At 46.9% G+C, this 14,931-nt stretch carries 11 protein-coding genes; 9 read left to right on the top strand and 2 right to left on the bottom strand.

Annotated features, from left to right (window positions below):
• The first annotated feature begins 158 nt into the window (after nucleotides 1-158).
• Nucleotides 159-1,691 (top strand): inorganic triphosphatase, encoded by a 1,533-nt coding sequence (locus ACLIIY_RS13150; protein ID WP_039842411.1) that lies wholly within the window; start codon nucleotides 159-161, stop codon nucleotides 1,689-1,691.
• A gap of 31 nt (nucleotides 1,692-1,722) precedes the next feature.
• Here ACLIIY_RS13150 and ACLIIY_RS13145 read toward each other — a convergent pair whose 3' ends face one another.
• Entirely contained in the window at nucleotides 1,723-2,541 is an 819-nt protein-coding gene (locus ACLIIY_RS13145) for a potassium channel family protein (protein ID WP_434527712.1), read from the bottom strand.
• 48 nt (nucleotides 2,542-2,589) lie between these two features.
• Between ACLIIY_RS13145 and ACLIIY_RS13140 the strand changes: the two genes are divergently transcribed.
• From ACLIIY_RS13140 to hldE, 3 genes are all read left to right on the top strand, one after another.
• A complete protein-coding gene (locus ACLIIY_RS13140; RefSeq protein ID WP_009707755.1) occupies nucleotides 2,590-3,846 on the top strand; it encodes a methyl-accepting chemotaxis protein in 1,257 nt (418 codons plus the stop codon).
• A 120-nt stretch (nucleotides 3,847-3,966) separates the two neighbouring features.
• Nucleotides 3,967-6,810 (top strand): bifunctional [glutamate--ammonia ligase]-adenylyl-L-tyrosine phosphorylase/[glutamate--ammonia-ligase] adenylyltransferase, encoded by a 2,844-nt coding sequence (gene glnE, locus ACLIIY_RS13135; protein ID WP_434527711.1) that lies wholly within the window; start codon nucleotides 3,967-3,969, stop codon nucleotides 6,808-6,810.
• A 77-nt stretch (nucleotides 6,811-6,887) separates the two neighbouring features.
• Entirely contained in the window at nucleotides 6,888-8,318 is a 1,431-nt protein-coding gene (gene hldE, locus ACLIIY_RS13130) for a bifunctional D-glycero-beta-D-manno-heptose-7-phosphate kinase/D-glycero-beta-D-manno-heptose 1-phosphate adenylyltransferase HldE (protein ID WP_005528761.1), read from the top strand.
• 319 nt (nucleotides 8,319-8,637) lie between these two features.
• Here the strand turns inward: hldE and tolC are convergent, their stop codons facing one another.
• Nucleotides 8,638-9,966, bottom strand: coding sequence for an outer membrane channel protein TolC (gene tolC / locus ACLIIY_RS13125; protein ID WP_054823010.1), 1,329 nt, complete (start codon nucleotides 9,964-9,966; stop codon nucleotides 8,638-8,640).
• Nucleotides 9,967-10,195: 229 nt separating this feature from the next.
• Here tolC and nudF point away from each other — a divergent pair, with 229 nt between their 5' ends.
• From nudF to parE, 5 genes are all read left to right on the top strand, one after another.
• Nucleotides 10,196-10,843 (top strand): ADP-ribose diphosphatase, encoded by a 648-nt coding sequence (gene nudF, locus ACLIIY_RS13120; protein ID WP_005436080.1) that lies wholly within the window; start codon nucleotides 10,196-10,198, stop codon nucleotides 10,841-10,843.
• 2 nt (nucleotides 10,844-10,845) lie between these two features.
• Nucleotides 10,846-11,289 (top strand): DUF1249 family protein, encoded by a 444-nt coding sequence (locus ACLIIY_RS13115; protein ID WP_009707750.1) that lies wholly within the window; start codon nucleotides 10,846-10,848, stop codon nucleotides 11,287-11,289.
• A 61-nt stretch (nucleotides 11,290-11,350) separates the two neighbouring features.
• Nucleotides 11,351-12,157 (top strand): 3',5'-cyclic-AMP phosphodiesterase, encoded by an 807-nt coding sequence (gene cpdA / locus ACLIIY_RS13110; protein WP_039842404.1) that lies wholly within the window; start codon nucleotides 11,351-11,353, stop codon nucleotides 12,155-12,157.
• A 55-nt stretch (nucleotides 12,158-12,212) separates the two neighbouring features.
• Nucleotides 12,213-12,797 (top strand): esterase YqiA, encoded by a 585-nt coding sequence (yqiA, locus tag ACLIIY_RS13105; protein ID WP_033005255.1) that lies wholly within the window; start codon nucleotides 12,213-12,215, stop codon nucleotides 12,795-12,797.
• 250 nt (nucleotides 12,798-13,047) lie between these two features.
• Entirely contained in the window at nucleotides 13,048-14,928 is a 1,881-nt protein-coding gene (parE, locus tag ACLIIY_RS13100) for a DNA topoisomerase IV subunit B (protein ID WP_434527710.1), read from the top strand.
• Nucleotides 14,929-14,931: the final 3 nt, after the last annotated feature.

Genomic DNA, 14,931 nt, shown 5'->3' with positions numbered 1-14,931 from the left:
CTTGGCGAAATGTTGAACGATGGCTATAAAGGCGCGCATGTTAACGCATTAAATCGCTCATTAAAACTGTTTTAGATCATCATTCGGGTGATATTTCTTTCTTGCCGTGTGAGAAATTAGGCAATATCCTGTTTCTATCTGCTTTGAAAGGTATAGCTATGGAAACCGAGATAGAACTGAAGTTTTTTGTTTCTCCTGAATTTTCAGAAACTTTAAGAGCTAAAATTTCCGAAACAAAAGTACTTCAGCACAGTAGTCGTGACTTAGGTAACACCTACTTTGATACCGCTGATAAATGGTTAAGAAAGCACGACATTGGTTTAAGAATTCGTCGTTTTGATGATGTTTTTGTCCAGACTGTAAAAACAGCAGGACGCGTTGTTGCTGGCCTTCATCAAAGACCAGAATACAATGCCGAGCACACCAGTAATGAGCCGGACCTCACGCTTCATCCTTCTGATATCTGGCCAGCAGGTAAAGATATCGCGACACTGCAAGCGGAGCTGACGCCTCTATTCTCTACCAACTTCACTCGTGAACAGTGGCTGATTGGTATGCCTGATGGCAGCCAAATCGAAGTCGCGTTTGACCAAGGTGCCGTGATTGCCCAAGGTGAAGACGGAGAAGAAAAGCAAGACCCTATTTGTGAAGTGGAACTTGAACTCAAATCTGGTCAAACAGATGCACTGTTTACCCTTGCTCGTAGCCTATGTGAAGCGGGTGGTATGCGTCTAGGCAACTTAAGCAAAGCGGCCAAAGGCTACCGTTTGGCAAGTGGCTATACGGGTGATGAAGTGAAGCCGCTGGCATTGGTCGACAGCAGCAAAAACGACACCGTGGAATACTGCCTAATTAACTCATTAGAGCATGCGTTAGCACATTGGCATTACCATGAGCAAATCTACGCAGAGCGTGATTGTGTCGAATCACTAAGAGAAATCGTCAACGCCATTCGCTTTATCCGCCAAACGTTCACTATCTTTGGCAGCATGGTACCGCGCCGAGCAAGTGCGATTCTGCGCCAAGAAATGAAATGGTTGGAAGAAGAACTTGAGTGGCTCGATGAGCACGCGCATTTAGAAGAGCTACTGGACGATAAAGGCAACGTACTGCGCAAACTGGACGCACGTAAGTTCCTAGTTTCTGAGTTAACTCAACAACTGGGCGAGCTACCAAGCCGTGAAGAAGTGTTAGAACTGCTAAGTTCTGCTCGTTACACCGGTTTGCTATTGGATTTGAGCCGTTGGATCTTAACGCGTGGCTGGCAGCCATTCCTTGATGACAAAGCGCGCGAAAAGATGTCGAGTAACATCCAACCGTTCTCAGTGAAGCAACTGGATCGCACTTGGGCTGAGTTGATGGAAGCTTTTCCTGCTGAGCGTGATTTGTCAGCACAAGAATATGTCGATCAACGTTACCGTCTGCTGCGTAATCTCTACACTGGTATTGGCTTCGCGAGTTTGTACGATGCAGAAGAGCGCACCAGCTTCCGTCTACCATGGGCGGACTTGGTACATGGTATTGACGACCTGCTCATGCTCAATCATTTGCTGCCATTAGTTGGCATGCTAGAAGGGGAAGAGCAAGAACAGTTAGAGCGTTGGCTACATCGCCAAGAGCGCTCCATCTTGCACGCGATGGATCAGACTCGCGCTATCAGCGTGGAAGTCGAGCCCTACTGGCAAGAATAAGATGACTACAAAAAATAGGACCTTGAAGGTCCTATTTTTTTGTCTGTTGTCTCTGTTTATTGAGTTCGTCTTCGATGGATTGGAGTCTATCTAGTATCTGTTCCTGCCTATCCAATACTTGTTCCAACAGCTTCTCTTTATTCTTCGAACGGTTATCTTGCTGACGAGTGGGAGCGGTCAGAAACGAGGTGATTAAACCTGAAATCATACCGAAGATACCAACACCGCAAATGATGATCAGCACAGCAAGCAGCTTGCCACCTGTCGTCACTGGATAATGGTCACCGTAGCCAACAGTCGAAATAGTAACAAAGGCCCACCACAATGCGTCTGTTCCTGTCTGAATGTTGGCATCAGGGTTTTGCCCTTCAATAAACAGCATCGCACTAGAACCTAAAGTAATCAGTACCACCATTAACAACAGAATGGACGCTAATGTGGTTTCACGACGGTTTTGCTTGAGCTGGAAAAGAATGAATTTGGAAGAGCGCAGTACCAGAATGACGCGCAAAATATGGAACAAGCGGGCGAAGCGCAAAGGCTCAATCATTGGGATGCTCGCCACAAAATCGATCCAGTGATGCTTGAGAAACAACTTGCGATCTGTGGCTCGGATCAAATCTATAGTGAGCTGCAGTATAAAAATACTACAGATTATAAAATCCAGACCGATAAAGACTTGACGGGTTTCGTGATCAAGCGGGAAAAACAACAGGCCAGAGATCACAAATAGCGCCATGAAGGACAAGATTAGTGATAGCAACCCCATCGGTTTAGTGCTGTCTTTGATATCATAGTTTTTCATACGAAGCTCGAAATAAATCGCGCAACCAGAACCAAGCGCGAGCATAACTATAAGTAAGATAAAGACTATATAAGACTCGGTGGAGAACTGACAATGGAAAAGCTGGCATTTAAGCCGTGGGAAAGGGTGATATCCGACATCAAGCTCGTTCCGAAAATGGTCATGTTGATGGTATTCAGTACCATCCTGATTGTGGCAAAACAATTATGGGACGCGAGCACGTTCTACAACTCATTATTGGCGGCAACACAGAACGAGCAAGTTGCCCAACAACATTACGAAGCCTACCTAACGCAAGTGGCGTGGCAAACCGCGATACTCATTGCTGTGTTTGTAGTTCTATTGCTTGCCGCTGCTCGTGTCATGCTGCGTCAAACACAATACTTGAATGATGCGATCAAGTTGATGGCAAGCAAAAATTTGTCTGTGCCATTTGGTATGGATTGTAAAGATGAATATGGTGATGTCGCGCGTGAGCTAGAAAAAACGCGTCGTCAGCTGCATGATGTGATTCAAATGCAGATCAATGCTTCTGATGAGCTCTCTACGTTGACGGAAGTGATGACGCTCAGCATGTCAGAAACCAAAGAATCAGCACAAGAAGAGTTCAACGAGATCGATCAGCTAGCTACCGCAATGAGCGAGATGTCATCTACGGTTCAAACGGTAGCAGAGCACGCTCAAACAGCATCATCTCTTACCGAACAAGCATCCACTCAAGCTGTGACTGGTCAGCAGTTCTTACAGAAAACCGTGTCTAAGATGAGCGAACTGTCTTCTGATATCGCTTCTTCAGCAAGCGCGGTAAACCAAGTAGAAGAGCGTGTTGATGCCATCGGCAGCGTAGTTGGCACCATCCAAGGTATTTCAGAACAAACCAACTTGCTTGCGCTGAATGCGGCAATTGAAGCGGCACGTGCGGGTGAAGCGGGCCGTGGCTTTGCAGTAGTAGCCGATGAAGTTCGTAACCTTGCTCAACGCACGCAGCAAGCAACAGTAGAAATTCAAGAGATGATCACTCAGCTTCAAGCGAGCGCAACCTCAGCGGTAGAGTTGATGGAGAAGAGTGTGGTTGAGGCGGCAGAAGGTGTCGAGCTGGTTTCAAATGCTGGCACAGAGCTTGACGGCATTGTTGGCCAAGTCACGCAAATTAACGACATGAACTTCCAGATTGCAACGGCATCAGGTCAGCAAAGCAGCGTCGCAGAAGAAATGAGCCAGAACTTAACCAATGTTCGTGAGCTTGTGGAAGCATCGGTCGTGGTGGTCAGCGAGTTGCTAGAGACCTCTGAGATGATGCAAAACAATGCAGAAGAGCTCGACAAGAAGATTAAATCTTTCGAAGTCTAGTTTCAGCAAGCTTTGATAAAACGCCCACAAACCTTTTGTGGGCGTTTTTATTTGTGCCAACTCTGGTATAAAAGAATGTATACCTCTCAAACCACAGTGCTTTTCACACAAGGAAGAAAAATGCAGCTGCCTTCGTCACTGATTTCTGTCGCGGATTCTGCGGTTCAAAACGCCGAGCAAGCGGGATACTTTCAACAATGGCCAACCGAGATTGCTGAGCAATTTCGTTTTGTGTCTGGGTTAAGTAAGTTCATAACCGAAGCGATTCATCGTGATGAGACACTCGCACAAAACTTGCCAAGCATGCTGTCAGAAGGCAGTCGACAACAAGCTTATCGTACACGTCTCGCCGATCTCTTAGCTGAATGCCAAGATGAAATGGCAGGCCACCGTGTGCTGCGTCAGTTCCGTAACCGCGAAATGGTCTACATTGCGTGGAAAGACTTTACCCACACTTGGACATTAGAAGAGTCGCTCAGTCATTTGTCTCAATTGGCCGAAGCGATGATCTTCGAAACCTATCAATGGCAATACAAGATTTGCTGTAATGAGTGGGGCACGCCGACCAATGCCGAGGGTGAAGCACAACCTATGCTGATCATCGGGATGGGTAAGCTTGGCGGTGGTGAGCTTAACTTCTCTTCTGACATCGACTTGATTTTCACGTACCCAGAAAACGGTGAGACGCAAGGTGCACGCCGCAGTATTGCTAACGCGCAATTCTTTACCCGTTTGGGTCAACGCATCATTAAAGCACTCGACCAACAAACCTTTGATGGCTTCTGTTACCGCGTGGACATGCGTTTACGCCCGTTTGGTGAAAGTGGTCCGTTGGTGATGAGCTATGCCGCGCTCGAAGATTACTACCAAGAACAGGGAAGGGATTGGGAACGTTACGCGATGATCAAAGCGCGCGTGATGGGCAGTGAAATGTATCCGCAATATCAAGAGTTGCGCCAGATGCTGCGTCCGTTTGTTTTCCGCCGTTATATAGACTTCAGTGCGATTCAATCTCTGCGCCGGATGAAATCCATGATCAGCAGTGAAGTGCGCCGTCGTGGTTTGAGCAATAACATCAAATTGGGCGCGGGCGGCATTCGTGAGATTGAGTTTATCGCTCAAGTGTTCCAGTTAATCCGTGGTGGTCGTGAACCTTCTTTACGTGGTCGTGGTTTGCTCGAAACCTTGAATGCCATCGGTGAGCTAGGTCAGCTAACTCAACCAGAAGTCGATAACCTTGAAGCGGCTTATAAGTACCTGCGCCAGTTAGAAAACCTGCTACAAGCGATGGCGGACAAGCAAACGCAAACCTTACCAGATTGCGAAGAAGAGCAGCTAAAACTTGCTACCGCGATGCGCTTTGATAGTTGGGATGCGCTCATTGCTCAAACCCAGCAGCACATGGCAAATGTGCACAAAGTGTTTGAAAGCTTGATTGGTGATGATGAAGAGGACGAAGCGGAAGCTGTCGCTCGTCATTTCCATGAGTTGTGGGACATGGCGACCAAGCAAGATGTGCTTGAACACGTTCTACAAGAGGACATCAAAGCCGAGAATCCAGAAAACTTGGCGAAAACCATTATGCAGTTCAAAGCGGACTTGGCGAAGAAGACGCTTGGACCACGTGGGCGAGAAGTGCTGACCAAGCTAATGCCTAAAGTGTTTGATGCGGTGTTTGCTCATCCGGATGCTCAGTTTGGCTTGCCGCGAGTTTTGCACTTACTACATAACATCTGTACGCGAACAACGTACCTTGAACTGTTGGATGAGCATCCGGCGGCTTTAATACAATTGGTTCGTCTGTGTACCGCTAGCCCAATGATTTCTGAGCAGCTATCGCGTTATCCAATTCTGCTTGATGAGTTGATCGACCCTCAGCATTTGTACAACCCAATTCCACTTGATAGTTACCGAACAGAGTTACGTGATTTCCTTGCCCGCATCCCAGAGGATGATATGGAGCAACAGATGGAAGCGCTGCGCCAGTTCAAGCAGATCTGCATCTTGCGTATTGCCGCCGCGGACATTGCTGGTGTACTTCCTGTGATGAAAGTGAGTGACCACTTAACCTACTTGGCAGAAGCAATTGTGGAAGCGGTAGTGAACCAAGCTTGGTTACAAGTGTCGGAAAAATATGGCGAACCAACGCATGTGAAAGATCGTGAAGGTAAAGGTTTCGCCGTGATTGGTTACGGCAAAGTTGGCGGTTGGGAGTTGGGTTATAACTCAGACCTCGATATCGTGTTCATGCACGATTGCCCAGTGAACGTCTACACCGATGGTAAGAAAGAAATCGATGGTCGCCAGTTCTACCTTCGTTTAGCACAGCGCATCATCCATATTTTCTCGACCCGCACTGCATCAGGCATTCTGTACGAAGTGGATACTCGCTTACGTCCATCTGGTGCTTCGGGGTTATTGGTTAGCCCAACCGATGCTTTTGATGACTATCAACACAAAGATGCATGGACATGGGAGCATCAAGCCCTTGTTCGTGCGCGTATGATTTATGGTGATGAGCCTTTGGCTATCGCCTTCCACAACACCCGTCATGATGTGTTGTGTAAACAGCGAGACCAAGACGCGCTGAAGAAAGATGTGGTCGATATGCGTGAGAAAATGCGTGACCACTTGGGCGGGAAAAAATCCGGTCGTTTTATGCTGAAGCAAGACAACGGCGGTATTACCGATATTGAATTTCTCGCTCAATACCTTGTGCTCAACTACAGTCACAGTAAGCCGAAGCTGATTCGCTGGTGCGATAACGTGCGTATTTTTGAAACCCTGATTGCACAAGGTGTCATGGAAGAAGATCAAGCGATGCAATTGACGCGCGCATACACATCAATGCGCGATGAGATTCATCGTCGAAACTTGCTCAACTTGGATGCCGATGTGGCAGAAGAGAAATTTGTTGCAGAGCGAGAGTGGGTGAAGCAAGCATGGAATCAATGGTTTGCCTAAGCAGAAGTAGTGCACAAGGTTCAGCCTAGAAAAAGGCTGTGTTAAACTCACCACGATTTAATTTTTGGAGACCAATAATGAAACCAATTCTACCTGATTACAACAGCGCTGGTGTGCTAATCATCGGTGATGTCATGCTAGATCGTTACTGGTATGGCCCGACTGGACGTATCTCTCCTGAAGCGCCAGTACCTGTTGTGAAAGTAGAAAACAATGAAGAGCGTCCGGGTGGTGCTGCGAACGTGGCAATGAACATTGCTTCACTTGGCGGTCATGCTCACATTGTTGGTCTAACGGGTATGGATGAGCCAGCGAAAGTACTAACGGAAACGCTGAACTCGCTAAAAGTGAAATGCGACTTCGTGGCGCTGCCAGAATATCCGACCATCACTAAACTACGCGTGATGAGCCGTGGTCAGCAATTGATTCGTCTGGACTTCGAAGATAAGTTCGAGAACACAGACGCAGAACCCGTGCTGTCTCGCATGGAAACTGCACTACCAAGTGTGAAAGCGGTGATCATGTCTGACTACGCGAAAGGTTCTCTAGAGCACGTTCAGGCATACATCCAAAAAGCGCGCGCAGCAAATATCCCTGTCTTCATTGACCCGAAAGGTGCGGATTTTGAGCGCTACCGCGGCGCAACACTGCTTACTCCAAACATGAAAGAGTTTGAAGACGTAGTGGGCAAAGTGAAATCTGACCAAGAGCTAGTCGAGAAAGCGCTGGCTTTGGTTGAAGAGTTCGAATTTGAAGCGTTATTGGTAACACGCAGCGAAAACGGTATGACCTTGATTCGCCGTGGCCAAGAGCCGTTCCATTTGCCTACCCAAGCGAAAGAAGTCTACGACGTGACTGGTGCTGGAGACACGGTTATCTCTGTTCTTGCGGCATCTGTTGCTGCGGGCAAATCGTTTGAAGAAGCGTGTGCACTGGCAAACGCAGCCGCAGGTGTTGTAGTTGGTAAACTGGGTACATCAACGCTGTCTGAGATTGAGTTGGCAGAAGCGATTCACGGTAGCCAAGATACAGACTACGGTGTGATTTCAGAACAAGCACTGATTGAAGCAGTGAAGAAAGCACGTGCGAAAGGCGAGAAGGTTGTAATGACCAATGGTTGTTTCGACATTCTGCACGCAGGCCATGTGTCTTACTTAAACCACGCTGCTGAGCTAGGCGACCGCCTTATCGTTGCGGTAAATACCGATGAATCAGTGAAGCGCCTAAAAGGCCCTGGTCGTCCAGTAAACCCAACCGATCGTCGTATGGCGGTATTGGCAGGTCTTGGTGCGGTTGATTGGGTAGTTCCATTTAGCGAAGACACGCCTCAGCGTTTGATCTCTGAAGTGTTGCCAAGCTTGCTAGTAAAAGGTGGTGACTACAAACCAGAAGAGATCGCTGGTGGTAAAGAAGTGATTGCCGCAGGTGGTGAAGTTCGCGTACTGAACTTTGAAGACGGTTGTTCAACCAGCGAAATCATCAACGCTATCAAAGGTGGTAAAGGCTAATTCCTTCCTCACCAAGCTGATTACGACAAACTAATTATTAAAGGCCGCTTTCGAGCGGCCTTTGTTGTTTTTGGACGAGTGAATCTAACCACAAACGCATTCCAGTCCTTCCCCTTCGAAAGGGGGAGTTAGAGGGGGTTAATGCTCGGTCTAATTGAAAACCAGTGTAGTCAATTAGATCGAGAAGCAACCCCTCCCTAACCCTCCCCTTAGAAAGGGGAGGGGAGCTTAAGCGCACTTGGCTTGGTTACTTACCCCAACAAAAAAACGCCAGCTGAAAAATCAGCTGGCGTCTTGCGTGTTACTTAGCTATCGATGTTTATTTTACTGGCTTAAGGCCTGCATCAACATCTAGGATATCTTGCTCACTCAGTGTACCTACAGCTTGACGTAGCTGAAGGCCAGCAAGAATGTAGTTGTAACGAGCGTCTGATAAGTTCTTGTTCGCATCGTATAGACGACGAGTTGCGTCTAGTACGTCAACGATAGTACGAGTACCTACATCGAAACCAGCTTCTGTTGCTTCAAGTGCAGACTGTGCTGACACTACAGATTGCTCGTACGCTTTTAGTGCGCCGATAGAAGCGTTGATGTTGTTGTTCTGTGCACGCACTTCTTTCACAACACTACGGTATTCTGCTTCTAGATCTTCACTTGCAGATACGTAACCGAATTCCGCTTGTTTCACTTCAGACGTAGTACGACCACCAGTGTATAGAGGCACTGCTAGGTTCACACCAACATTGAAACCATCAGTTGTGTTATCCGCTGTGCTCTCTGCTGTGTCAGAGTAGTTGTAACCACCGTCAAGAGATAGCGTTGGTAGGTGACCAGAGCTTGCTAGCGAGATGTTGTCGCGAGCGATGTCTTGTGCGATACGCGCAGACAGTAGGCTCAGGTTAGTTGTTTTCGCTTCTTCAATCAGAGCTTCTGCAGGTTCAGAAGAGCGGCTTGCAGAGAAACGAGCAGTGTCTAGAACGTTCAGATTCTTGTGCTCTTGACCTGTGATTTCACGTAGTGATTCGTAGCTGTTGATCAGATCGTTTTCTGCCAATACTTCATCGGCTAGTACTGCATCGTACTGTGCTTGTGCATCGTGTACGTCAGTGATTGCCGATAGACCTACTTCAAAACGTTGCTTAGTTTGTTCTAGCTGACGGCCAACGGCTGCTTTTTCTGCACGAACGAACACAAGGTTGTCTTGTGCACGCAGTACTTCAAAGTAAGCTTGAGAAACACGAAGGATCAAACCTTGTTGTGTTGCTGCGTACGTTGCGTCTGCACGACGAGCTGTTTTCTCAGCCGTATCTAAAGTGATCCATGATGCACGGTTGTACAACTCTTGCGAGAAGCCAACACCTGCAGACAGAACGTTTTGGTCATTGCTTTGTTTTGAACGTAATTTGCTATCAAAATCAGTATCACCACGAGCGATGTCGTAACCCGCTGTTAGGTTGATTTGTGGTAGTAGGGCACTGCGGCTAGAGTTGATTGCTTCAAAAGCTTGATCACGCTGCGCTGCTACACTGAGCAATTGAGGATCGTTTTGTTTTGCTAAGTCATAGATTTCAGCAAGAGAGTCTGCCCATGCAGATGTGCTCATACTGCCTAGCGCTGCACTGATAAATAGTGGAAGCAGTTTTTTCATTTTCCATTCCCGCGGTATATAGATTGGTTAATTCTCAGTAGTTTAACTCAATTTGGACGATATTTACTCGAAACTTTGCACTTTTTTACACGTAATTATCCACTTGTGCAATAAATAATTGGGAAACGCTTAAAATAATTTATAACTATTGTACAAAAAGTTGAGCCAAGTCCTTTGAGCAAGCGAATAACAATGAGTAAACTACAAGATTCACTCAGAGAGGTGTTGAATGCAACAGTGTGACAAGCAACAAAATGATTTTACTCCCCAAGATGTGGAAATAATCTCAAAAGAAACCGTGTTTAAAGGCTTCTTTAAAATGGTGAAATACCGTTTTAAGCATAGATTATTCGCAGGCGGATGGAGTGGGATTGTCGAACGAGAAATGTTCGAACGTGGTCATGCTGCTGCCATGCTCCCGTATGATCCTGTGACTGATCAGGTAGTGATCATTGAACAGATCCGCGTTGGCGCATTAGAACATTCGCATCCTTGGCAGCTAGAAATTGTCGCTGGCATGATTGATCGTGATGAATCATCAGAAGAAGTGATTCGTCGAGAAGCGGAAGAAGAAGCGGGTATCCAAGTCGGACGTGTGGCTTCGGTTACCTCTTATTATCCTTCTTCTGGTGGCTGTTCTGAAAAGCTTGATGTGTTCATCGGTGAAGTCGATGCCACTAAAGCGCATGGCATTCATGGTTTAGACTATGAAAATGAAGATATTCGAGTTCATGTGATCAGCCGTGAAACTGCGTATCAATGGGTGAAGGATGGAAAATTCGAAAATGGTGCCTCAATCATTGCACTTCAATGGTTACAATTGAATCACCAAGAATTGACATCGCAATGGGGACAAACCTCAAAGGTGGAGAAATAATGATGGCGCAAGTAGCTGAAAAACAGCGATACCATGTTGACTTAGCGGGTCTGATGAGAACTTATGAGACCAACTACGCCAAGCTGAACGCTTTGCTGCCTGTCTCTGCCGAAGTTGGTGATGTACGTTGCTATCAAGCGGCGAACATGGTTTACCAACTGACCGTGAATGAAATCACAAAATACACCACAGTTGTTGAGATATGTCAGAGTGATGAAACACCAGTGTTTCCTTTACCTACGATGTCTGTCAGGCTTTATCACGATGCGAGAGTCGCCGAAGTATGCTCAAGCGGAGAGTTTTCTCGCATCAAAGCTAAATATGATTATCCCAACGACCAGTTGATGCAGAAAGATGAAAAGCATCAGCTCAATACGTTCCTTGGTGAATGGCTGACGTTCTGTTTACGAAGTGGCATTAGTAGAACGCCACTTGCCTTCAATTGATTGTCACGTCGCTAAGGGAAAATAACAAAAAACAATATAGTGGACGAATCAGGTTTTCATTTTGCAATCATCTAGTGACAGCATAAAGCTATTACAAATCACGGATACTCATCTGTTTGAAGCAGATGAGGGCAGTTTGCTGAGCGTAAGAACCGCCGACAGCTTTGCTGCTGTGATACAAGAGGTTCTTCATCGTCAGGTGCAGTTTGAATACATTTTGGCAACTGGCGATATTTCACAGGACCACAGTGCAGAGTCTTATCAGCGTTTTGCTGAAGGCATCGCGCCGCTGAAAAAAGATTGTTTCTGGCTTCCGGGTAACCACGACTACAAGCCAAACATGGGCAGTGTACTGCCATCTCCTCAAATTCAAGCCGTTGAGCATCTAATGCTTGGCGAGCATTGGCAGTTGATTCTATTGGATTCACAAGTGGTAGGCGTACCTCACGGACGCTTAAGTGATCAGCAATTGTCTCTGTTGGAAGAAAAGTTAGCGGAAAACCCGCAAAGACACACCTTGGTGCTTTTACACCACCACCCGCTTTTAGTTGGTAGTGCGTGGCTTGACCAACACACGCTCAAAGATGCGGAAGCATTCTGGCAAGTCGTGGACCGTTTTGAGAACGTAAAAGGCATTTTATGTGGTCATGTGCACCAAGACATGAATGTTCTTTATAATGGCATCCGTGTGATGGCAACGCCGTCAACTTGTGTGCAGTTCAAACCGAATTCCGATGACTTCGCCTTAGATACCGAGTCTCCAGGTTGGCGAGAACTTGAGTTGCACAGTAATGGCGACATTACGACTGAGGTCAACCGTTTACCAGATGGCCAATTCCAGCCAGACTTTACCTCAAACGGATACTAATCATTATCACGCCCGAACCTTATGTTCGGGCTTACTTTTTTAACTTGAGGTGATCATGAGTAAACCTTCTTTGTTGCTTTATATCCATGGCTTTAACAGTTCGCCGCTTTCGATGAAGGCGAATTTAATGAAAGCGTTCTGTGAGCAGCAACGACCGGACATCAAGGTTATCGTGCCTCAATTGCCGTGTTTCCCTCAACTGGCTGCTCAATGCCTATTGGATATCGTTGAGCAATACAAAGACGACTACAACATTGGTTTAGTGGGGAGTTCTTTGGGGGGCTACATGTCGACTTGGCTTAATGCAAAGTTTGGCTTTCCTGCTGTAGTTGTTAACCCAGCAGTGAAGCCTTATGAATTGCTGGTGGATTACCTCGGTGAACAAACTAACCCATATACGCACGAAACCTATACACTTGAGGCTTGTCATATTGACGAGCTAAAAGCACTTGATGTACAAAGCATCGCGTCGCCTGAGAGCTTCTGGCTTTTACAGCAAACGGAAGACGAGGTTTTAGACTACCGCCAAGCCGTAGAAAAGTTCGCAAACGCGAAACAAACGGTAGAAGAAGGCGGTGATCACAGTTTTGTAGGCTTTGAGCGTTATCCTGCTCAAATCATTGAATTCCTAAAACTGTAATACTAACGAGACGATTGGAATAGGCTCATAGTTTTCATTGCTATATCCAACCGTTTCTTGACATAGTTGGCAGGCTTTCCGACTATGTTTTGCCAAAAAGATCTTAAGGGTATGAAGCCCTGACTACTTTGTTATGCGTGACCTTATCTTTGATAAGCATACAGACGAGGTAGCTTTTTCGTTTCTCGAGTATGGCTCGCACAATTGCGAGGCTCGGGTTACAAGTAAACTTTGAGAACAATTCCGTATTATGACTGAACAATATAATGCTGGTGCCATTGAAGTACTGAATGGCTTAGAGCCAGTACGTCGCCGACCAGGGATGTATACGGATACAGCGCGCCCAAACCACTTGGGCCAAGAAGTTATCGATAACAGTGTCGATGAAGCGCTAGCCGGACATGCCTCAAAAGTACAAGTCATCCTACATGCTGACCAATCACTAGAAGTGATCGATGATGGTCGAGGCATGCCTGTTGATATCCACCCAGAAGAAAAGGTATCAGGTGTTGAACTGATCCTATGTAAGCTTCACGCAGGTGGTAAATTCTCTAATAAGAACTACCAATTCTCTGGTGGTCTGCACGGTGTAGGTATCTCCGTTGTAAACGCGCTGTCTAAGCGTGTTGAAGTGACCGTCCGTCGTGATGGTCAAGTGTATGAGATTGCTTTTGAACACGGTGATAAAGTTTCTGACCTAACGGTTGTAGGCACATGTGGTCGTCGTAACCGTGGTACCAGTGTGCACTTCTGGCCAGATGCTAAGTACTTTGATTCTGCAAACTTCTCAGTAACTCGTCTGGTGAATAACCTACGTGCGAAAGCAGTACTTTGTCCTGGCCTAGAAATTACTTTCACAGATAAAGTAAACAACAAAGACTACAAGTGGTTCTACGAAGATGGTTTGAAAGACTATCTAGCGGAAGGTGTGAAAGGTTATACCGTTCTGCCAGAAGAACCATTTACTGGTGAATTCTCAGCGGAAACCGAAGCGGCTAGCTGGGCGGTGATCTGGCAGCCAGAAGGCGGTGAGATGATCACGGAAAGTTACGTGAACCTTATCCCAACCGCACAAGGCGGTACTCACGTTAATGGCCTGCGCCAAGGCTTGCTCGATGCAATGCGTGAGTTCTGTGAATTCCGCAACTTGCTGCCTCGTGGCGTGAAGCTAACTGGTGATGACGTTTTTGACCGTTGTTCATACGTGCTATCGGTTAAGATTCAAGATCCTCAGTTTGCGGGTCAGACCAAAGAGCGCCTCTCTTCTCGTCAAACCGCTGCGTTTGTATCAGGCGTGGTGAAAGATTCATTCAGCCTTTGGTTGAACGAAAAACCACAACTTGCAGAGCAACTTGCCGAAGTTTGTATCGCGAACGCCCATCGCCGTATGCGTGCGAGCAAAAAGGTTGTGCGTAAGAAGGTTGCCTCGGGCCCAGCACTGCCAGGTAAATTGACAGACTGTTCTGTGCAAGACCTTAACCGCACCGAAATCTTCTTCGTGGAGGGTGACTCGGCGGGCGGTTCAGCTAAACAAGCACGTGATCGTGAGTTCCAAGCGGTCATGCCACTGCGCGGTAAGATCTTGAATACGTGGGAAGTCTCTGCAGACCAAGTGCTTGCGTCTCAAGAAGTGCACGATATCTCAGTTGCTCTGGGTATTGACCCAGACAGCGACAACCTAGACAGCCTTCGTTACGGTAAGATCTGTATCCTTGCCGATGCGGACTCGGATGGTCTGCACATCGCAACGCTATTGTGTGCACTGTTCACTCGTCACTTCCGTGCGCTGGTTGAAGCTGGTCATATCTACGTGGCGATGCCGCCTCTGTACCGTATCGACTGTGGTAAAGAAGTATTCTATGCCCTAGACGATGACGAAAAAGATGGCGTATTAGAGCGCTTGTCGAAGAAGAAAGCCAAAATCAACGTGCAACGATTCAAAGGTCTGGGTGAGATGAACCCACTTCAGTTGCGCGAAACAACCATGGATCCAAATACGCGTCGTCTGGTTCAGCTAACCATCGATGACTCGGCGGCGACCATGGAAATGATGGACATGCTGCTTGGTAAGAAACGAGCGGATGACCGTCGTTCTTGGCTACAAAGCAACGGCGATATGGCAGAGGTTTAACGG

Source organism: Vibrio sp. K4 (assembly GCF_051122595.1).
Lineage (GTDB): Bacteria > Pseudomonadota > Gammaproteobacteria > Enterobacterales > Vibrionaceae > Vibrio > Vibrio owensii.
The sequence above is the reverse complement of the archived record's forward strand: the minus strand, read 5'-3'. Positions and strand labels throughout refer to the sequence as shown.

Excerpts from the sequence above, each read along its gene's own strand:
- ACLIIY_RS13150 (WP_039842411.1), top strand. The coding sequence starts at position 159 with ATGGAAACCGAGATAGAACTGAAGTTTTTTGTTTCTCCTGAATTTTCA.
- ACLIIY_RS13145 (WP_434527712.1), bottom strand. The coding sequence starts at position 2,541 with ATGCTCGCGCTTGGTTCTGGTTGCGCGATTTATTTCGAGCTTCGTATG.
- ACLIIY_RS13140 (WP_009707755.1), top strand. The coding sequence starts at position 2,590 with ATGGAAAAGCTGGCATTTAAGCCGTGGGAAAGGGTGATATCCGACATC.
- glnE (WP_434527711.1), top strand. The coding sequence starts at position 3,967 with ATGCAGCTGCCTTCGTCACTGATTTCTGTCGCGGATTCTGCGGTTCAA.
- hldE (WP_005528761.1), top strand. The coding sequence starts at position 6,888 with ATGAAACCAATTCTACCTGATTACAACAGCGCTGGTGTGCTAATCATC.
- tolC (WP_054823010.1), bottom strand. The coding sequence starts at position 9,966 with ATGAAAAAACTGCTTCCACTATTTATCAGTGCAGCGCTAGGCAGTATG.
- nudF (WP_005436080.1), top strand. The coding sequence starts at position 10,196 with ATGCAACAGTGTGACAAGCAACAAAATGATTTTACTCCCCAAGATGTG.
- ACLIIY_RS13115 (WP_009707750.1), top strand. The coding sequence starts at position 10,846 with ATGGCGCAAGTAGCTGAAAAACAGCGATACCATGTTGACTTAGCGGGT.
- yqiA (WP_033005255.1), top strand. The coding sequence starts at position 12,213 with ATGAGTAAACCTTCTTTGTTGCTTTATATCCATGGCTTTAACAGTTCG.
- parE (WP_434527710.1), top strand. The coding sequence starts at position 13,048 with ATGACTGAACAATATAATGCTGGTGCCATTGAAGTACTGAATGGCTTA.